The organism is Phaeovulum sp. (genome assembly GCF_030684035.1).
GTDB lineage: Bacteria > Pseudomonadota > Alphaproteobacteria > Rhodobacterales > Rhodobacteraceae > UBA6213.
Genome location: NZ_JAUXPI010000017.1, coordinates 1 through 16,816, shown reverse-complemented (window position 1 = coordinate 16,816; position 16,816 = coordinate 1). Strand labels below are relative to the sequence as shown.

22 protein-coding genes are annotated in these 16,816 nt (G+C 67.1%); 8 read left to right on the top strand and 14 right to left on the bottom strand.

Going from position 1 to position 16,816, the window contains the following annotated elements; all coding sequences use genetic code 11:
- Positions 1-106: 106 nt before the first annotated feature.
- The 3 genes from Q8J98_RS04770 to Q8J98_RS04760 form a co-directional block, all read right to left on the bottom strand.
- A complete protein-coding gene (locus Q8J98_RS04770) occupies positions 107-703 on the bottom strand; it encodes a D-Ala-D-Ala carboxypeptidase family metallohydrolase (RefSeq protein WP_305293371.1) in 597 nt (198 codons plus the stop codon).
- Between the two features lie 159 nt (positions 704-862).
- Positions 863-1,126: a hypothetical protein gene (locus Q8J98_RS04765; protein ID WP_305293370.1), complete on the bottom strand. Its 264-nt coding sequence runs from the start codon at positions 1,124-1,126 to the stop codon at positions 863-865.
- A gap of 86 nt (positions 1,127-1,212) precedes the next feature.
- Positions 1,213-1,695, bottom strand: coding sequence for a hypothetical protein (locus tag Q8J98_RS04760; protein ID WP_305293369.1), 483 nt, complete (start codon positions 1,693-1,695; stop codon positions 1,213-1,215).
- A gap of 242 nt (positions 1,696-1,937) precedes the next feature.
- Here Q8J98_RS04760 and Q8J98_RS04755 point away from each other — a divergent pair, with 242 nt between their 5' ends.
- Entirely contained in the window at positions 1,938-2,261 is a 324-nt protein-coding gene (locus tag Q8J98_RS04755; protein WP_305293368.1) for a hypothetical protein, read from the top strand.
- 29 nt (positions 2,262-2,290) lie between these two features.
- Here Q8J98_RS04755 and Q8J98_RS04750 read toward each other — a convergent pair whose 3' ends face one another.
- The 5 genes from Q8J98_RS04750 to Q8J98_RS04730 all read right to left on the bottom strand — a co-directional run bounded on the left by Q8J98_RS04750 (position 2,291) and on the right by Q8J98_RS04730 (position 7,582).
- On the bottom strand, positions 2,291-2,977 hold the full coding sequence (locus tag Q8J98_RS04750) for a hypothetical protein (RefSeq protein ID WP_305293367.1): 687 nt from the start codon (positions 2,975-2,977) through the stop codon (positions 2,291-2,293).
- Entirely contained in the window at positions 2,974-3,708 is a 735-nt protein-coding gene (locus Q8J98_RS04745; RefSeq protein WP_305293366.1) for a hypothetical protein, read from the bottom strand. The genes Q8J98_RS04750 and Q8J98_RS04745 overlap by 4 nt, the downstream gene beginning before the upstream one ends.
- Complete coding sequence (locus Q8J98_RS04740; RefSeq protein WP_305293365.1) at positions 3,708-6,491, bottom strand: phage tail protein; 2,784 nt, start codon at positions 6,489-6,491, stop codon at positions 3,708-3,710. Before Q8J98_RS04740 ends, Q8J98_RS04745 begins: the two co-directional genes overlap by 1 nt.
- A 3-nt stretch (positions 6,492-6,494) precedes the next feature.
- Positions 6,495-6,899: a hypothetical protein gene (locus Q8J98_RS04735; protein WP_305293364.1), complete on the bottom strand. Its 405-nt coding sequence runs from the start codon at positions 6,897-6,899 to the stop codon at positions 6,495-6,497.
- A 254-nt stretch (positions 6,900-7,153) separates the two neighbouring features.
- The gene (locus Q8J98_RS04730) at positions 7,154-7,582 is read right to left on the bottom strand and encodes a helix-turn-helix domain-containing protein (RefSeq protein WP_305293363.1); all 429 of its coding nucleotides are present in this window, start codon (positions 7,580-7,582) and stop codon (positions 7,154-7,156) included.
- 72 nt (positions 7,583-7,654) lie between these two features.
- Between Q8J98_RS04730 and merF the strand changes: the two genes are divergently transcribed.
- Both merF and merA read left to right on the top strand, forming a co-directional pair.
- On the top strand, positions 7,655-7,915 hold the full coding sequence (gene merF / locus Q8J98_RS04725; RefSeq protein ID WP_370868060.1) for a mercury resistance system transport protein MerF: 261 nt from the start codon (positions 7,655-7,657) through the stop codon (positions 7,913-7,915).
- Between the two features lie 11 nt (positions 7,916-7,926).
- Entirely contained in the window at positions 7,927-9,357 is a 1,431-nt protein-coding gene (gene merA, locus Q8J98_RS04720; RefSeq protein ID WP_305293362.1) for a mercury(II) reductase, read from the top strand.
- Between the two features lie 270 nt (positions 9,358-9,627).
- On the opposite strand, the gene Q8J98_RS04715 is transcribed toward merA, so the two are convergent.
- The 5 genes from Q8J98_RS04715 to Q8J98_RS04695 form a co-directional block, all read right to left on the bottom strand.
- A complete protein-coding gene (locus tag Q8J98_RS04715) occupies positions 9,628-10,935 on the bottom strand; it encodes a HipA domain-containing protein (protein WP_305293361.1) in 1,308 nt (435 codons plus the stop codon).
- 2 nt (positions 10,936-10,937) lie between these two features.
- Positions 10,938-11,174 carry a helix-turn-helix transcriptional regulator gene (locus Q8J98_RS04710; protein WP_305293360.1) on the bottom strand — a complete coding sequence of 79 codons (237 nt, stop codon included), beginning with the start codon at positions 11,172-11,174 and terminating at the stop codon, positions 10,938-10,940.
- A 222-nt stretch (positions 11,175-11,396) separates the two neighbouring features.
- Positions 11,397-11,957, bottom strand: coding sequence for a hypothetical protein (locus tag Q8J98_RS04705; protein ID WP_305293359.1), 561 nt, complete (start codon positions 11,955-11,957; stop codon positions 11,397-11,399).
- Positions 11,954-12,547: a hypothetical protein gene (locus tag Q8J98_RS04700; RefSeq protein ID WP_305293358.1), complete on the bottom strand. Its 594-nt coding sequence runs from the start codon at positions 12,545-12,547 to the stop codon at positions 11,954-11,956. Before Q8J98_RS04700 ends, Q8J98_RS04705 begins: the two co-directional genes overlap by 4 nt.
- 65 nt (positions 12,548-12,612) lie before the next feature.
- The gene (locus Q8J98_RS04695) at positions 12,613-15,066 is read right to left on the bottom strand and encodes a phage tail tape measure C-terminal domain-containing protein (protein ID WP_305293357.1); all 2,454 of its coding nucleotides are present in this window, start codon (positions 15,064-15,066) and stop codon (positions 12,613-12,615) included.
- A 103-nt stretch (positions 15,067-15,169) separates the two neighbouring features.
- Here Q8J98_RS04695 and Q8J98_RS04690 point away from each other — a divergent pair, with 103 nt between their 5' ends.
- The 5 genes from Q8J98_RS04690 to Q8J98_RS04670 all read left to right on the top strand — a co-directional run bounded on the left by Q8J98_RS04690 (position 15,170) and on the right by Q8J98_RS04670 (position 16,644).
- Positions 15,170-15,451 (top strand): type II toxin-antitoxin system RelE/ParE family toxin, encoded by a 282-nt coding sequence (locus Q8J98_RS04690; RefSeq protein ID WP_305293356.1) that lies wholly within the window; start codon positions 15,170-15,172, stop codon positions 15,449-15,451.
- Between the two features lie 11 nt (positions 15,452-15,462).
- Entirely contained in the window at positions 15,463-15,753 is a 291-nt protein-coding gene (locus Q8J98_RS04685) for a HigA family addiction module antitoxin (RefSeq protein ID WP_305293355.1), read from the top strand.
- 4 nt (positions 15,754-15,757) lie between these two features.
- Positions 15,758-15,934 (top strand): hypothetical protein, encoded by a 177-nt coding sequence (locus Q8J98_RS04680; protein ID WP_305293354.1) that lies wholly within the window; start codon positions 15,758-15,760, stop codon positions 15,932-15,934.
- A gap of 117 nt (positions 15,935-16,051) precedes the next feature.
- Positions 16,052-16,264 (top strand): AbrB/MazE/SpoVT family DNA-binding domain-containing protein, encoded by a 213-nt coding sequence (locus Q8J98_RS04675; RefSeq protein ID WP_305293353.1) that lies wholly within the window; start codon positions 16,052-16,054, stop codon positions 16,262-16,264.
- On the top strand, positions 16,264-16,644 hold the full coding sequence (locus Q8J98_RS04670; RefSeq protein ID WP_305293352.1) for a type II toxin-antitoxin system VapC family toxin: 381 nt from the start codon (positions 16,264-16,266) through the stop codon (positions 16,642-16,644). The genes Q8J98_RS04675 and Q8J98_RS04670 overlap by 1 nt, the downstream gene beginning before the upstream one ends.
- On the opposite strand, the gene Q8J98_RS04665 is transcribed toward Q8J98_RS04670, so the two are convergent.
- A partial coding sequence (locus tag Q8J98_RS04665) for a hypothetical protein (protein WP_305293351.1) occupies positions 16,634-16,816 on the bottom strand: 183 nt, incomplete at its 5' end. The genes Q8J98_RS04670 and Q8J98_RS04665 overlap by 11 nt on opposite strands.

Sequence of the window (16,816 nt, the reverse complement as noted above, 5' to 3'; positions counted from 1 at the left end):
TGCGGTTCTGGAAAACCAAGGTGTCGATCGATCCATCCCCCGCCACTGCCCGCCATAAATGGCGTGGCGGGCAGTGGCTCCCTTTTGCCTCAGGAGCCGACCGAAGTCATAAGACAAGGGTGTCGAGGTAGGGCACCAGCGGCTGGATTGCGGATTGCGTCTCGCCCAGAACCTCGCGCGCCAGCTCGACCCCGGCAGCGCCGACAGTGGCTGCCCCGGCGGCACCACTGCCTTTGAGCGTGCGGCTTTCGGCCAGCGCCTCGCGGGCGGGCGGCACTTCCGGCGCAAATGCCGTGGCCCGCGCCGGAAACCGCTCACCCCATTCGCGTGCCGGGCCGAGGTCGATGTGCATGAAACCCGAGCGCGGATAGAAGCCGAAGCCGAGGAACCCCGCCTTGCGCGCCGCGGCCTCGAAGGCGACGGGGTCGTGGTTCGCCATCGAGATATCAAAGGCCTCGCCCAGCATGTGTTTCGAGGCCGGGGCGCCACCGACCGCCTTGTTGTGCTCGGGGCTGCGGTAAGCAGAAAGCACGATCAGCGGCTTAGCGAGTGCCGCTCGCAGGGCCTGCAGCTTGTCCATCGCGTCGGTGTTGAGCTTCAGCGCACCGGTGCCGCGGCAGGCGATCTCGGCGGGCGAGAAGCTCGGCCAGCGCCAGGTGCTGGTCGGCACGTCGCGGAAGTGGGGGTAGGCGGTGGTGGTCATGGTTCTCTCCATGGGGAAAACCCCGCCGCGGCGCGACGGGGTGGGTTGGCAGTCAATGTGCTTGGGCGTTGCGGGTGTTGGCGCCAGTCAGGACGCCCTCGCGCCCGGAATCGGTGACCTGCACCGCTGATGCATTTTGCGCCGCTCGCGCCACCCCGGTCAGTTCCCGATCTTGCGATCGATCCGCTCGAGAGTGTGGCCGACGCCTTTCAGCGCCTCCTCGATGCGGCCGAGCTGGATCGCCTGGTTCTGCGCCGCCTTGTCCATCGTGTCGACGCGGGCCTCGAGGCGGGTGAGGTCGGTCGCGCTCTGCCGCACTTGCGCGCGGCCCAGGGCGCGGGCGACCTCGAGGCGGGCCCAGAGGGCGGCGAGGCCAGCCAGGAGCGGCCAGGTCTTTTGCAGGGTCTCCCAGTCGGGCAGCATGGCGGGCTCCGGTTGTTGGCGCGACGGGGCGCAGATTGGAGGGAAGGGCGGGAGGATGGAGGACGGCAGGCGATCTGCCAGCCCCGTCAGACTTTCGCGAATTCGACGAAGAAGGCATCGAGCTCGGCATCGGTCAATCCGGCCGCCGCCTGCAACAGAAGCGTGGTCGGGTCGAGACGTTGCGCGACCGTGAACTCTGCTAAGGTTATGCGGGCGTAGCTCTGCTGCGGTTCGGGCATCGCCGCGAAGGCCGCCTCGATCACGGCGGGAACGGTGCCGGAGGCGGAAATCGCCAGCACCTCCTGCGCCGTTGCCAATCCCGATGCCACGAGGCCGATGAACACCTGACGGCGGCTGAGAGGCGGCAGCGCCGCGCGCCGCTCTTCGGCGGTGGGTTCCGGCAAGGACAGCGCCTCTGCCGCAGCCTCGGGTGCCGCGACCAGTGCGAACCCGTCCGCATTCGACCAGCCTGCAACCGCAGGCGAGACCCGGTCGCCGTTGGGCAAGGTGACCCAGCCGCCCTCGGGGACCAGCGCAAGCGCCAGGCCGTCCTGTCTGAGTTCAAGCATGTTCATTCCCCTTCCCATGCGGCTGTGCCGGTTTGATGTCGCTGCGCCAGGTGGCGGATCGCATGCGGCAACGTCGTCACCGCGACCGGAATCGTCACCGTCGCTGCCCGCGCGAGGGGCGCTTCGCCTGCGAGGCTGTGCCGTGAGTGCCAGGGCGCACGGCGACAAGCCGCACCTTGCATCGACGTCGCTCGATGCGGCATCATTGAAGCCGGCAAGACGATCAGCAGGAATTGAACCCGATGCCACGGAACACCGATCCGGACAGGATATTTGCCGAGGACCCGGCGACGATCCAACTGAAGCACAAGAGCGAGGTGCTTCTGGCCCGACTGTGCGCGCTGGTCGGGTCGCAGCTGAGCGCTGCATCGATGCCGGTAGAAGCGCCGCCGGGGTGGACGCAGGAGACAGTGGCGGTTCACGCGCAGTATGTGGCGATCTCCGCCGAACTCGCCCGGTTGAATTCGCGGCGCAACAGTCAGCAACTGAGCCGCTTCCTCGATGTCACCGGTCGTGACCAGGCGATGAGCGCCGCGACGCGGCGTTGGTGGTACGACAGGTACTGACAGGGCCGCTCCGTCTGGGTTGCGGCATCTCATCCCTCCAGGGTGACATAGGCGGCGGTGATCATGTTCGAGGAGCCGAGGTCGGTCATGTCGACCGCCTGGTTCAAAGGCGCGCCGCCGCGGTTGACGATGGTGTAACCCACGCGCAACGCCTCGATGGCAACCTCGGTGCCGAAGGTGGGGGTGGTCCAGCCCGTCTCGAAGGGCGTCGTTGCATGCGCCGTGGTCGAGATGCAGCCCCAGAGGATCAGCGGCGGCGTGCCCGCGCCCGAGAGCAGCGTGACGGTGCCTGGATTGCCATTCGAGCCGGTGCTGACACCGGGCACATAGATTGCGCTGCGGATTGGCACGTTGCCGCGGAACACCAGCAGGATCTTGCGGCTGTTGACGACGCCGGTGCCGGGATCAACGGTGCCCGCGCTCCCCGTCAGCGTGGAGCCGCCCTCGGCGGCGCTGGCGATTTGGCGCATTGCCACGCCATGATGGCGGCCCCAGCCGCCGCTGGTGGCGATGGCGTAAAGCGAGGTGAAGCCCGCGGGCACGACGCGCGGCGAGTTGCCTCCGGCGGGGGCGTCGAAGAGGAGCGCCAGATCACCTGTGCGCACCCCGGCGGGCATGGTGATGGTGGCAGCGGTCGAGGTGGCGGAGGCCGCGAGTGTGACCTCACGCAGGATGTCGTGCGGCGGCAGGATGGGCATCAGGGGGAAAGCGCTCATTGCAGCGCCACCACGCTGGCCAGGGTCTTGTCGCCGAGCTTGGCGATGAAGACGAAGAAGGCGTCGCCCGAGGTGGTGGTGAAGGGGTCGCCCGTGGTCTTGCTGAAGCCCGAGAGGGTGATCGCGCCAGCGCTGGCAGTGTTGGTGATCAGCACAAGTGCGGTGAAGGAATTGGTCCCGGTGGCGGCGGCAAGGGTGAAGGCGCCGCCGTTCGCCACCTTGCGGAAGTTGCCGGATGTGGCCGAGGGCGCGGGCGCGTAAGTGCCGCTCGACCTGGTGCCATCATCGACGAGCGAGGTGCTGGGGACGAAGTAGCCGCCGGCGAGGGCCGCGCCGTTGATGGTGTCGACCTCGAGCGCGCCATAGATCTCGGCACCGGTGGCGGTGGTCCAGAAGCGGTTGACGTTGTCGTGGCGCAGATAGGCGCCGCCATTGGCGAGGAAGTCGGCGAGGGTCTCGGCGCCATCGGCACTGCGGAGGGTGATGCGGGCAGCATCAAAGGTGGTCAGCACCGGGTCGCGATCCGCCTGCCAGCCATCATTGGCGGCAGTGCGGCGGCGCAAGGTCGGGGGCGTCACCCCGGTGTCGAACCAGAGCATGCCGGGCACTGTGACCGAGGGCGCCACTGCGCCTGCGTTGCTCGAAGCGAGTGCCGCCAGCACCTCGTTCAATCGCGCGCGTACGGCGACGCCGCTGTCATTGGCGATTGCAAAGCTTGTCGTCTGTGCCATCAGGCCACCCCGTCTGCATGAAGTCCAAGTGCGCTCACCCGGGGCGCAAAGCCCGGGTCGGAGCTTGTGAGGATGGCGCGGGCCTCGACCCCGCGCGCCTCGATCTCGTGGCCGTCGATCCGGCTCCAGCCGCTCCAGCCGGGGCTGGCGCTGCCGGGGTCGTCGTCGGTGGTGCGCACTTCCATCACCACATCGACCTCGGCACCTTCCGCCCCGTCGAAATCCTCCCAGGCATCGATGAGGGCCGCGCGCGCGTCGATCCGGTCGAAGACGGCAAATCCCGCCACCGCGATCTGGCTGCGCAAACGCGCGCGTCGCACCACGCCGAAGTCGATGCCCGCGGCGAAGCCGTAGATGCCCGAGGCAATGACCCCGCCCTCCCAGTCGAAACTCGGCACCGCATCCACCACTGGCCAATCGTCGAACATCGTCGCCGCGCCGAGCGTCAGCGCCCCATCGAGCCGCGCCGTGCCCGCATGCGTGCCAGAGAACATGGGCGCCGCTTCGAGCGCATCGAGCGGCGCGAAGGCCAGCGCCTGTGCGCCTGCAGTCGTGACCATCACCACCGGCCCGAGCCGCCCGCCGCTGTCCTCGGCGCGCAAGAGGTAGGCACCGGGCTTCAGCGGCAGCACCGCGATCGCCTCGTTGCCGGAAACCCGGTCCATCGAATAGCTCGCGCCCCAGCTTGGGGCGGCCTCGGCCGAATGCCGGATCACGATATTGCCGCCGAGCCGCACATCGGCGTCCGGGCTGCGCTGCCATTTGAGGATGGCAAGGCCGCCTGCGGTCTGCAGCGTGAGACCGGAGAGTGCGGCGGGCGGTGCCGAAAGCCCGAGGATCTCGGCGGAGGTGGCGCGCCAGTCGGACGAGACCCCGAGCACCGAGAGCGCCTTGACGCGAAACTCCCAGGCCCCTGGCGCGATGTCGCGGATCTCGAGCGAGGTCGCATCGGTGCGCCCCTGATCGGCCCAGTCCTCAGCCCCCGCCAGCCGCGCCTCGATCTGGTATTGGCTGACAAATCCCGAGGGAGCGGCGGTCCAGCTCAGCCGCGCGAGCGCCTTGACGCCTGCGCCGTCGCGGGTGACGTAAAGCTCCTCGCTCACCTCCGGCACGCCGGGCGGTGGCACATCGAACGCCGAGGGCAGCGTGGTGCGCGGGGCCGCGGCATAGATCGCCTCTTCGCTGGCGTCCCAGTCATAGACCAGCGGCGAGGTCTCGCGCAGCATCAGTTCCGGCAGCAAGGCCGGGCCGTCGCTTCCGGCACCGCCGACTGCACCAGTTGCCCCCGCCGCAGTCAGATCGAGCGCCACGCTCTGCACCTCGAAGGGTTTGGCGGCAAAGCCCCAGCGCGGATAGTCGACCAGCACCGTCTCGCCCACCGAGGCCGCCCAGGCCGAAAGCTTGCCCGCAATGCGCAGGCTCATCTGTCGCCGCGCGCGCTCGAGCTCGATCTTCGCAAGCCGCTGTGCTGCCGAGGACGACAGCGTGAAGGGCAGCGACAGATCCCGCCAGACCTGCTCGCCGCCGTCTTCGGCGCGGTAGACCTCGCTGGTGACCGCCGGGAAGTCATCTGCCTGCCAGTCGTTCTCGGGGCTCACGAACTGGCCGCGCACGGCGTTGAAACTCTCGGCGCGGCTGACGCGCGTCGCGAGCACCATGCCACCCGCGCGCACGTCATCGGCGGTGAGCGTGATCTCGGGCAGTCGATACGCGCCAGCCATCAGCCGCCAGGCACCGCCGGCATGTGCCACCCGTCCCGCCATGGCGCTCAGCATTGCTTCGATCACCGTCTTGGGGTCCTGGGAGAGCGAGACCACGCCATTGCAGGCATAGCGCGGCTCGATGCCGCCATCCGCCACCTCATCGGGCGGCGGTTCGGTGCCGGGTGGAGCGCCGAAAAGGCTCTGCCAGATCCAGCCGGTGCCACTGAAGGCCGGGCTTTGCCACCAGCCCTGCTGCAGCTGCCAGCGCGGCGCGGGCGGCGTCGCCGAGGACCCGGACCCAGACGCAATGGTGGTCGGGATATCCACGAGCGCCACCGCCTCGTCGCAGATGTTCGCGGCCTCGATCAGCGCCTCGGCGTCGATACCGTCGCCTGCGCCGATTGCCGCACCGATGCCAAAGCGCGGATGCGCCATGTAATCGGCAAGGCACAGGGCTGCATTCTCGCTGTAACCGCGTGCGCCGGTGCGCGGATCAAAGATGTCGTCCTTGCCCTCAAGGTCGACCGCGATGTTCGGAATGCCGCCCGGAAACGCATCCTGATCATAGCTGAGCCGCAGGTAGAGCGCGGCGCACCCCGCCAGCCGGTGCGCCGGGGTCCACATCTCGGGCAGCGCCGCCATCAGCGAAGTGAAGGCCGTCTGCTCTTCATCCCCGAGCCGCTTCTCGAGCGTGACCTTGCCTGCCCAGCGCCCGACTGCAACGCCCGCAGCATTCACCGCCATCTCGCCTTCGAACCAGATCGCGCCGATTGCCTTCACGCGGTGTGCTGCCAGCACCACGACGAGGTGCAGATACTGGTTCCTGGCACCCGAAGCATGCAGGAACACGATCACCCCGCCCTTGCGGGCACGGCCGTAAACCATGTCGCGCGGCATCACCGGCGCGCGCACCGTCACCGTGCGGGCGGGCGTCTTCGGCTTTGGCATCAACGCTTGCGACGCGTAGCTCAAGAGCAGCGAGCCGCCGAGCCGCAGCAGCATCGCGCCAATGCCGCCTGCCGCCAGTGTCGTGCCAACCCAGCCCGCCACGGCGGTGATGACGGGCGCAAGAAACGGCATCGGTCAGACCCTCCAGGCCCGGGTGCAGGTGGATAGTGGCAAGCTGATCAGGCCCGCGGGGGCCATGCCGACGGCAGACGCGCCGAGGCAGACGCCGAAGCCGCGGCCGTCAGAGGACAGCACGATGTCGCCGCGTTGCGCGAGCAAGGTGGTGGAAAGCGGCCGCCCAAGCAGTGCGTCGCCCATTGCAGCGAGCGTTGGCCAGCCAAGGCGACGCATCAGGCGAAGGCCTCCGCGGTAGGAGCTATACTGGCCGCGCCAGAGGGCGGCGGTATCTTCGCCGGTCAGCGCGCGGCGCGTATCGAAGGCGAAGGTCGGGCAGTCGTGCTGGCTCCAGGCAAAGGGCGTGGTGTGCGCGGCTTCAATCGCTGCGGCGAGGCGCTGGGGCCAGTCGGGGTGGCGGGGCATGGGGAAACGTATCGGGTCAGTGGTGTGCGGTCCGCGACGGGCGGCGCACACTGGCAGAGCGTGGCAGGTGTCGGGCCGGTTTCGTGAGCAGTTGCAAAGGACGGATGCGGAGACAACGGGATGATTGTTACGACGCGAGAATCGCCCGTCGAACGAGGTTGGTACTCATCCGTGTGTTCGGATCAGCTGGCTGCAAGCGCAGCCCAGAACGTTGGTGATATGGGACAATTTCGACGTCAGCGCGCCCAAACGGGTCAGGCAGACAAGGCTTCGAGCACCGCGCAGCGCGGCACGTCTTGCCCCGAGCATCGCCCCACGGTGTCGAACAAGACCTGCTCGATGCGCTGCAAGTCGGCGATCTTGGCGCGCACCTCGGCCAGATGCGCCTCGGCCTTGTCCCTGACCTCGGCGCAGCTCAGCAGCGCGCCGTCGCCAAGGCCCTGAAGCCCGCGGACATCTTCCAGCGTAAAGCCCAGCTCGCGCGCCCGCAGGATGAAGCGCAGGCGCTGCACGTCTGCCGTGCCATAGCTGCGGTGGCCCGCCGCAGTGCGGGCCGGGGGCGGCAGCAGTCCCACGCCCTCGTAATACCGGATGGTTTCGAGATTGCAGCCGGTAGCCCGCGCCAGATCGGCGCGCCGCAGGGCCTTGTCGAAAAAGGTCACGGCTTCGTGAGGCGATGGCATGAAGATATCCCTTGCATCTGTAGTTGCTACAGACCGTAGGCAGGATGCAACGACAATGCAAGGTGCCGACCGATGACCGACGATCACGCGAACACTGCGAATGCTCATGCGCCGATGCCGCCCGACCGCCGGCTTTTGAAAACCGGCATCATCGGCAGCGTGCTGCTGGCCTTGTGCTGTTTCACCCCGATTTTGGTGGTGCTCTTCGGCGTGGTCGGCCTGTCGGCGCTGCTCGGCTGGCTTGATTACGTGCTGCTGCCCGCGCTCGGCTTTTTCGTCGGGCTGACAGTCTATGCCCTCTGGCGCCGCCAGCGGCGCGCAAAACCCCTCTGAAAGGAAAAACCATGGACGATTGCTGCACCATTCCCGCCCGCAATGATTTCGACCTCGCGGTGATTGGTGCCGGGTCGGCGGGGTTTTCTGCCGCGATCACCGCCTCCGAGGCGGGCAAGCGGGTGGCGCTTATTGGCCTCGGGCTGATCGGCGGCACTTGTGTGAACATCGGCTGCGTGCCGTCGAAGGCGATGATCCGCGCGGCGGAAGCGCTGCACGGCGCGGGCACGGCGCGGCGCTTTCCGGGTTTATCGGGGGCGGCGCGGGTTGATGACTGGGCGGCACTGGTGGCGGGCAAGGATGCGCTGGTGGCGGGGCTGCGGCAAAAGAAATACGCCGACCTGCTGCCCGGCTATGAGGGCATCAGCTATATCGATGAGGGCGCGGCGCGGCTGGCTCTCGGTGGCGTGCAGGTCGGCGCGCGGTTGATCGCTGCCCCGAAAATCATCATCGCCACCGGCGCGCGGCCCGCCTTGCCGCCGATTCCGGGCATTGCCGGGGTGCCGACGCTCGACAGCACCTCGCTTCTGGCGCTCGCTGTGATGCCCGAAGGCCTGATTTTCCTTGGCGGCGGCTATATCGGCGCGGAACTGGCGCAGATGATGGCGCGGATGGGGGTAAAGGTCACCCTCGTTTGCCGCTCGCGCCTCTTGCCGCAGGCCGAGCCCGAGGTTTCCGAGGCACTGACGCAGGTGTTCCGCGATGAGGGCATTACCGTGCACGACGGCGCGCGCTACATCCGCTGCCGGCCCGGCGCGGCAGGTGGCGCGGTGCTTACCATCGAGGTGGCGGGCAAGACGCTCGATCTTGCTGCCGATCATCTGGTGGCAACCACCGGGCGCAGCCCCAACACCGATGGGCTGGGGCTGGTCGAGGCGGGCATTGCCACCGACAAACGCGGCGCGATCATCGTGGGTGACGACATGGCAACCTCGCGCCCCGGCACCTATGCGGCGGGCGATGTGACCGACCGCGACCAGTTCGTCTACATGGCCGCCTATGGTGCCAAGCTCGCTGCCCGCAATGCGGTGCTGGATGGGGCCGAGCGCTATGACAACGCCGCGATGCCCTGGGTGGTGTTTTCCGACCCGCAGGTGGCGGGCGTGGGCTTGACCGAGGCGCAGGCGCTTGCGGCGGGGCATGAGGTCAAGACCTCGGTCCTCAGCCTCGACAACGTGCCCCGCGCGCTGGCCGCGCGCGATACGCGCGGGCTGATCAAGCTGGTCGCCGACGCCAAGACCGACCGTCTGCTCGGTGGCGTGATCGTGGCACCCGAAGGCTCGGACAGCATCCAGACGCTGGCACTCGCGCTGAAGTTCGGCATGACCGCCAAGGCGCTTGGCGAGACGCTGTTCCCCTACCTGACCACGGTCGAGGGCCTTAAACTCGCCGCGCAGACATTTGATCGCGACGTGGCAAAGCTGAGTTGCTGCGCCGGGTGAATTCTCACCCCCGCCCCCAGGTCACCTCCTTGTCCTGAATCGCGGTGGCATATTCGAACCCCGACCGCCCGGATGCAGCGCCTGCTGGCTTTCATGCGTGTAGCGCCAGCTGCGGGGTGTGGCGGGGCATGGGGGGAACCAATTTTGGAGAGTGCCGCGTGAAATGTGCGCGCCATTGGTCCCGTTGCCATCCGCACCGCAAAACGCGGTTATGGCCACCCGCCACACGGGACATCAGATTGGCGCCCAAATGTGCGACAAGCCGTGCCGTCAGTCGGGTCGGTTCAGATAGATGGCATCGCGCTCGGGGATATCGATCTTCAGCCCGAGTGCTGCGGCAATTGGTCTGGCCTGTTCGGCGATGGCATCCCCAAGCCGCTTTCGGGCAGGAGCTGCCATTTCGCCGATCTGCACGGCTACGGAGCTAACAATCGAGCCCAGACGTCGGCGCAGCGCGGGGGTCATCCGGGGAAACCCCAAGTCCATGACCAACGCCTCAATGTCCGCGGTGCTGATCTTGTCGGTCATGTTTGCGCGGCCGACATCGAACGACAGTTGGTGCAGGACCTGAGCGTCAATGATCGTGGAAACCACATCATAGACCGGAGCGAAGACGGGTAGCGGCGTTTGATAGAGCAACGCGTGGTTCTTGGCGTGGTTGTCAGTGTTCCCGAGCAGAAGGTTGACCAGCGAAACCTCGAGAAAAGCCTGCCTTGCCAGACCGGGGTTTGCCGTCTTGCTTAGCAGTTGGCCGATCGAGCGCGCTGAAAACGACCTCTCGCGCGTCCCATTGCGCTGATATTTCAGGTGCGGCCCCAACCCAAGAGCCTGGCAAAAGTCTTCCTGGTGAACGCGGGAAACCGAGGCGCCATCGAGGCACCTGTCAAATCGGGTGATGAGAAGCCCTTGAAGATCGCCTTCGCCGAGGATTTTGGTGGCGGCGACGGGATGGCGTTGGGCTGCGGCCATGAGACCCAGCAGAATATGTTCCTGGTCAACCGAACGCATGTCTGCAAGCCTCGGGACCTTCAGGATATGCGTGGTCGGAACATTCCGGTCAGTCTTGGGAAACCCAAACCTGCCATCCGCAAGCCGCGCCAATGCGACCTTCCCCTGAACCCCCGCAAGGGGCGAAGGATCTCTCGTCTTGTCTGGCAAGCGCCGGAAATCACGCAGCGAGCGCATGATTTCCGCAAGATCGTCAGGCCCAAGCGGGTCATAGTCCTGCGTCAGGTTGCCGGGTTGTTTCGCGGGGCCTTCGCCCTTTGGCAGGCAGGAAATGGCACCCGGGCAATCCCTCCCCAGATGATAGAGCAGACCCGCAACATCGTTGAAATCGAGACTGTGGCGTTCCATCACCTGTTCGCGCTGCGCGTTCTCAAAGAGCAGGTTCGAAAAGAAAGCGCGGGACGCCGCGTCCCTGTAGGGTTCCTCGCGCAAGGGCATCGACATGGATATGGGGAAAGGAAGATCGTCCGTGAGGTATCGGAACATCAAGGTCCCGTCGTCCAGCCCCTCAAGCCGCCCGACTGGACCGAGACGCCCTTCCAGATGAATGTCCAGCTCGACCCGCGCCATGCTCAGATCTCGATCATGATGCGCAGCCCGAGGTCGCGGCAAATCTGAAGCACCAAGCCCAACCGCGCGGTCTCCTTGCCGTTTTCGATTGCGCTGACGGTTGGCAGCGACATGCCGCTTTGCATCGCGACGTCCTCCTGCGTCAGGCCCAGTGTCTTGCGCCGCGCTCGGATCATTCGCCCGAAGTCGGAAGCGCTCGAGATGGGCGCCGGGGAGGCGGATTTGGTCGAGTCGGACATGTGGGTCACCCCAACGATCGTTGAAATCTAGCGGCAACATGGGCACTGAGCGGCGAAATGTCAACGATCATTGAAAATTGGGTCTTGCCGCTTTGTTGCCTCCCGAAATCGTAACGATCTTTGAAATGAGATACCCGAACGCTTGATGAAAGCGGATGTCAGCAGGGAGCTTTCAGCACATCCGCCTGAGAAAAGCTCGGGGTAATGTCGCCCGCTAGCCATTCACCCCCGCCCCCAGGTCACCTCCTTGTCCTGGATTGCCGTGACATATTCGAACCCCCGATCGCCCGGATAGAGCGCCTGCTGGCTTTCATGCGTGTAGCGCCAGCTGCGGGGGGTAGTGAGGTCGATCAACCGGCTCTCGTAGCTCAGCGTTATCGTGCAGGTCGCAGCGTCGTCGGTGATCTGCGGCACATCGAGGCGGCCTGCAAATGCCTGCACCGGGTCTGCGATGATGCTGCCGCCCTTTGTCAGCAGCGCCAGCCAGATGCGGCCCGGCAGACCTTGGCGAGCCTCGCCGATCGCCAGTTGCACCATGTCGAGCGGCACGCCGGAGAGCGAAATCGTGGTGCCGGAGGCTACCACCTCACCGCGCTCGTCGATGCCCCCGATGCCGAGCAGCGATCCGGCCCCGGCCCAAGTGTGGCCATTCCAGGCGATCTCGCCCAGCCCCGACCAGAGCCGCAACCAACCAGTTGCGAACTGGCCCTCGAAGAAGATCGCAGGCCGCAGTTCTGCCTCGGCGAGGGCTGCAGCAAAGGCGGGGGTGAGATCGCGGTTCATAGCGCCTCGCGGGCGGTGAAAGAAAAGCGGTAGCTGTCGGCGCGACCGATGCGGGCGGGCACCGGGGCGGAGAGGCGCAGCAACACCGCCGGGGCTGCGACCTCGAGCGGAGTGGCGTCGGCGGGGGATGCCCGCAGCTTTGGCACGAGGGCGAGCGTGGCGCGCCCGGTAGCATCGGCTACGGCATCCATGGTCACCTGATGCAGTCGCGTCGCGCTGTCACCCCCCAGCGAGAGAAAGTCGCCCGCCATGAGTGCGGGTTCATTCGGTACCCAGCCGCGCGTCGCAAGCGTGTTGCCCGACTGCCCGGTGCCATCGACCACGGGCTCGCCCGCGCCGGGGCTCTGCCCGATGGATGGATCGCGGAACAGGAACCGGCCGCGCGGCCCCCCAAGCTCGGCGAAGAAGGCCGCCAGGCGGCGACCATCGCGGCCGCGGGTTTGGGCCATCTCGATCTGATACTCCCACCATTCGCCACCCCAGTCCTGCAGCTGCGCGGAACCGGTGAAGGGCGAGGTGGCGAGCGAGGTGGCAGTGACCAGCCGCCGCTCGAGGCTGGCGATCAGGGTCAGCGGCAGTTCGGGGATCATCGACACTCTCTTCGCTCAGGGCGCTTGGATTTGACGGCGGGGACGACCACCGACCTGCCGCCGCCTCAGAGCGCATGGCCACGGCGGCGGCCGTCGGCAACGCTGGCGCGCGCAATGCGGGCGATTTCGGGCAGCGCGGCGCGCAGCTTCGCATCGATCTGCTCGGCAACACCTGCGACAGCACCCCGCGCATCAATGCTGATGTGAACACCGCTGCCATTGCTGCCAACCCCTCCACCCATCCCCAGCCCCGCCGCCACCTCGCGGCGCGACAGCACCCGCTCGCCGCGCTGCAAGATGGTCGGCACTTCGTCAGGGGCAAGCCCGACCCAACCGCCGGAATGCAGACGCGGGGCACCGGCGAATGCGAGGGCCGGGACCGCGCGCATCGGTGCTGCGGCCCCGACCATGCCGCCCGCGTGCGACACCGGGGCAAAGAGCGTCGGGAACGCGCCCCCGAGCCATTTGGCGATCGGCCCCAGCACGGCGCTTTTGAAGGCAAGCGTCGCAAGGTCGGCGAGGATTGATTGCACCAGGCCCTTGAAGTCGAGCTTGCCGGTCATCGCGAAGCTGCGAAACGCCGATTCCGCGCTCTGAAATGCGCGGGAGAGCGTATCGCCAAGCCCCTTGCCCCAGTCCATGGCAGTGGTCGCATAATCCCCGAGCGCCTGCGTCACTGCCGCCCAGCCGGTGGCGGCCTCTTCCGCGGCGGCAACCGCAGCACCGCCCGCTGCGGTTTCGGCCTCGGGCAGCGCCTCCAACCCCGCAAGATAGGCATCGAGTTGCGCCTGCCGTCTCTGGTTCGCCTCATAAAGCACCACCCGCGCCGCGATCTGCTCTTCGGCGAGCTGGCGCTGTTCATAATGCGTCAGCTGCGCCAGCCCATATTCCCGCTCGAGCCCGGCGCGGTATTGCGACGCGGAAACCCCAAGCCGGTCATAGCCCATCGCCGCGGCATTGAGCCCGGCCGAGATCACTGCCGCCTGATCCTGCAGGCTGGCGAGCGCCTCGGGGGCCTTGCCCAGCGCTTGCGTGAGGCGCGTGGCGCGCGTGGCTGCCCCCGCAAGTTGTCCGCTCAAACTGGCCGCGGCATTACTGGCCACCACCAGCGGTGCCGCGGGATCCGAAGCCTCGATTTCCTTCAGCCGCGCCCGCGCCGCCGCCAGTTCGGCCTGCAACCTCTCGGTGGCGGCAATCGCGCCCGCCAGCCCGGCCTCGGTCACCACCGTGTCCATGCCGCCGATCGGTCCCGCGGCAGCCGCCAGCAGATCGGTGCCGCGCAGATCGGCATTGGCGGCATGTTCCTCGCGCCGGGCCCGCGCGATGGCAAGCGAGGCTTCGGCGCTTTCGAGCTTCGCCGCCGCCTCATTGACATAGGCTTGCGTGGCCGCAATCGCCTCGGCGCGGGCATTGGGGCCACCGACCTGCGCATAGATCCCGAGTGCTTCGTTCATCCGGGCCTGCGCCTCGGACGAGGCGTCCGCCGCCTCGCCCATCCGCCCGATCCGGTAGGCCAATTCGCCTGCCAGCACGATGGCAGCACCCCAACCGGTGCGGATCAGCGCCGCGCGCGTGAGCACCAGCGCCTGTGTCAGCCGCCCGACCGCGAGCGCGCCCGTGATCACCGCCGGGGTCATGCGCAGCGTGAGGGCCACCGAGGCCGCCCCGGCATAGGCGGCGAAACGGTCGAGGTTGTCGAGCAAGCCCGCTATCGCGCCACCCACCGGACCCGTCGCCACCGCCAGCCGCGCCATCGCATCGGCAAGCGCCTCGAGCGCGGGTGCCGCCGCCACCGCGAGCTGATTGGCCATACCGCGGCCCACCAGCCCCAGCCGGGCGATCGCGTCATTGGTGCGCTCGATCTGGGCGGCGTCGGTTTGCGAGACCACCACCCCGAAGGCCCGCACATCGGCACTTGCCTGCCGCAGGGTGGCGGTATCAATGCGCGTGAACACCAGCGAAGCGCGGTCCCCGAACAGATCCGAAGCCACCGCGGCGCGTTCCGCCTCGGGCACGTAAGCGATCAGCGCATCCTGGATCGCGGCAATGCGGTCATCGAGCGGCAGCGCCTGCAGATCTTTGGCCGCGAGGTGCAGCTTGGCCAGTGCCGCCACCGCGGACCCGGTCCCTGTCGCGGCTTCGCTTAACCGCCGTGTGAGCATTCCTGCCGCCTGTTCGATCTCGCCGAGCGACACGCCGGCAAGCTCACCCGCCCAGGTCAGGGTCTGGATGCTCGCGACCGTCGTGTCCATCGACTGCGCGAGCTTGGCCTGCGCATCGACGCCCTGCAGCCCCGAGCGCAGCAGCGCCACCCCCGCCGCAGCCGCCGCAGTTGCCGCCGCCGCCGCCACCACCCCCGCACGCCGCGCAAACGCCGCCAGCCGCGCATTGGCCGCCTCCGCTTCGCGCGAGACCCGCCCGAAGCCTTCGGCCCCGGCAGTGCCAATGCCGGTGAGTTCGGCGCGGACCTGTTTGCCGCCCTCGGCGGAGAGGCGGACGGAAACGCGTTTCTCGGTCATGGCGGGATCCCATCAAAAGGAGAAAAAGCGCTGGCGCCGGGCCACTGCGCGCGATGCCCGGTCTGGGCTGGCAATGCGTATCATAACATGATACATGTTATGATTGATCCTGAGCACCAGAGGCAAGCTTGCGGCGAATGCGGTCGAGGACCGCTTCGGCAAAGGCTTTCTCGCCGATCTGGTTCGACGCACCCGCGCCATGTTGTCGGCGATGGATGCGGCGGTGCTGCTCGAGGATCTGCGGTTTCCACCAGGAAACCACCTCGAGGCGCTTCAAGGCGACAGGGCAGGGCAACATTCGCTCCGCCTGGGCGGCCAGTGGCGCATCTGCTTTGTCTGGACCGATCAGGGCCCGGCCGAGGCCGAGATCGTCGATTATCTCTGAAGGGACGTGCCATGAGCTTGTTGAAGAACCCCTCCCACCCCGGCGATGTGCTCGCGGCGCTCTATCTCAAACCTTTGGGCATTAGCGCGATCGCGCTGGCAAAACAGCTCAACGTGCCGCGCACGCGCATCGAACGGCTGCTGAAGGGAGAGACCGGGTTATCCGCTGATACCGCGCTCAGGCTTTCCGCCTTCTTCGGCACCACGCCCGAGTTCTGGCTGAACCTGCAGCGTGCACATGATCTGGCGCTGGCGCGCGCCAGCACCGATGTCTCGGGCATCACCCCGCTACACGCCGCCTGAACCGATGAGCGATGCATTCAAGTGCGTCGAACAGGGGCTGGAGGAGGTGTTCGCGCGTGCGCAGGGCGACCGCCCGGCGGCAATCCACGAAATCGAGCTTGCCGCACCCGATGTGCAGGCGATCCGGGCGCAGACGGGTCTCTCGCGGGCCAAGTTCACGCGCAGCAACGGGGCCAAGTGAGCGCACTCCCCAACCCGAAACGGCGGTGCTGGTTCTGGTCACGGGTCCCGGCAGGACCCTTGAATTGCCCGCGACTATATCTTACGTTTCTTGCATCGATCAACTGAAAGTATGATCATGACCGAGACCGCGACTCTTTCCTCGAAATTTCAGATCTCGATCCCGAAGGCGATCCGCCGCGCTCAAAGTTGGGAAGCAGGGTTGACCTTTGCCTTTATCCCGAAAGGCACTGGCGTGCTCTTGGTGCCGGTCCCGAAGCGCGAAAGCCTCAAGGGCCTCGCGCGGGGGGCATCGCCCACCGATTATCGTGACCGTGCGGATCGCTTCTGATGGTGCTCGTCGATACCTCTGCCTGGATCGAATGGCTGATCGGGTCGCCGACCGGCGACAGGCTGACCGAACACTTGCCCGAACAGGCTGAATGGCTTTTGCCGACCATGGTCCAGCTGGAACTTGCCAAATGGCTGACGCGCGAGGTTGGCGAGGACAAGGCGGATCAGGTGATCGCCTTCACGCAGGTCTGCACGGTCGTTCCGCTCGATACCGAGATTGCCCTCGCGTCGGCTGAAGCGTGTCGCAGCCACAAGCTTGCCACAGCCGATGCCATCATCTTCGCCACCGCCCGCACGCGGGGCGCTGCCTTGCTGACCTGCGACGCGCATTTCGGGGGGCTTCCCGGCGTCATGCTGATTGCGAAGATCACGGCGTGAACGAGGTGCCGCCGGAGGCGGAGATTTCCGCGTTCACCTTGCGCACCATCACCGCCTCGATGCCGGGCAGGAACTCGGCCACGGCGCGGGGGTTCACGCCCAGCGCGGCCGCCATGGCCAGGACCGCGCCCATGTCCCAGCCGATCACCGCCGCGCCCGCGATACGCAACTG

Excerpts from the sequence above, each read along its gene's own strand:
- Q8J98_RS04770 (WP_305293371.1), bottom strand. The coding sequence starts at position 703 with ATGACCACCACCGCCTACCCCCACTTCCGCGACGTGCCGACCAGCACC.
- merA (WP_305293362.1), top strand. The coding sequence starts at position 7,927 with ATGGACGATTGCTGCACCATTCCCGCCCGCAATGATTTCGACCTCGCG.
- Q8J98_RS04675 (WP_305293353.1), top strand. The coding sequence starts at position 16,052 with ATGACCGAGACCGCGACTCTTTCCTCGAAATTTCAGATCTCGATCCCG.
- Q8J98_RS04680 (WP_305293354.1), top strand. The coding sequence starts at position 15,758 with ATGAGCGATGCATTCAAGTGCGTCGAACAGGGGCTGGAGGAGGTGTTC.
- Q8J98_RS04760 (WP_305293369.1), bottom strand. The coding sequence starts at position 1,695 with ATGCTTGAACTCAGACAGGACGGCCTGGCGCTTGCGCTGGTCCCCGAG.
- Q8J98_RS04705 (WP_305293359.1), bottom strand. The coding sequence starts at position 11,957 with ATGAACCGCGATCTCACCCCCGCCTTTGCTGCAGCCCTCGCCGAGGCA.
- Q8J98_RS04730 (WP_305293363.1), bottom strand. The coding sequence starts at position 7,582 with ATGCCATCGCCTCACGAAGCCGTGACCTTTTTCGACAAGGCCCTGCGG.
- Q8J98_RS04670 (WP_305293352.1), top strand. The coding sequence starts at position 16,264 with ATGGTGCTCGTCGATACCTCTGCCTGGATCGAATGGCTGATCGGGTCG.
- Q8J98_RS04685 (WP_305293355.1), top strand. The coding sequence starts at position 15,463 with ATGAGCTTGTTGAAGAACCCCTCCCACCCCGGCGATGTGCTCGCGGCG.
- Q8J98_RS04695 (WP_305293357.1), bottom strand. The coding sequence starts at position 15,066 with ATGACCGAGAAACGCGTTTCCGTCCGCCTCTCCGCCGAGGGCGGCAAA.
- Q8J98_RS04715 (WP_305293361.1), bottom strand. The coding sequence starts at position 10,935 with ATGGCGCGGGTCGAGCTGGACATTCATCTGGAAGGGCGTCTCGGTCCA.
- Q8J98_RS04755 (WP_305293368.1), top strand. The coding sequence starts at position 1,938 with ATGCCACGGAACACCGATCCGGACAGGATATTTGCCGAGGACCCGGCG.
- Q8J98_RS04710 (WP_305293360.1), bottom strand. The coding sequence starts at position 11,174 with ATGTCCGACTCGACCAAATCCGCCTCCCCGGCGCCCATCTCGAGCGCT.
- Q8J98_RS04765 (WP_305293370.1), bottom strand. The coding sequence starts at position 1,126 with ATGCTGCCCGACTGGGAGACCCTGCAAAAGACCTGGCCGCTCCTGGCT.
- merF (WP_370868060.1), top strand. The coding sequence starts at position 7,655 with ATGACCGACGATCACGCGAACACTGCGAATGCTCATGCGCCGATGCCG.
- Q8J98_RS04745 (WP_305293366.1), bottom strand. The coding sequence starts at position 3,708 with ATGGCACAGACGACAAGCTTTGCAATCGCCAATGACAGCGGCGTCGCC.
- Q8J98_RS04740 (WP_305293365.1), bottom strand. The coding sequence starts at position 6,491 with ATGCCGTTTCTTGCGCCCGTCATCACCGCCGTGGCGGGCTGGGTTGGC.
- Q8J98_RS04700 (WP_305293358.1), bottom strand. The coding sequence starts at position 12,547 with ATGATCCCCGAACTGCCGCTGACCCTGATCGCCAGCCTCGAGCGGCGG.
- Q8J98_RS04750 (WP_305293367.1), bottom strand. The coding sequence starts at position 2,977 with ATGAGCGCTTTCCCCCTGATGCCCATCCTGCCGCCGCACGACATCCTG.
- Q8J98_RS04735 (WP_305293364.1), bottom strand. The coding sequence starts at position 6,899 with ATGCCCCGCCACCCCGACTGGCCCCAGCGCCTCGCCGCAGCGATTGAA.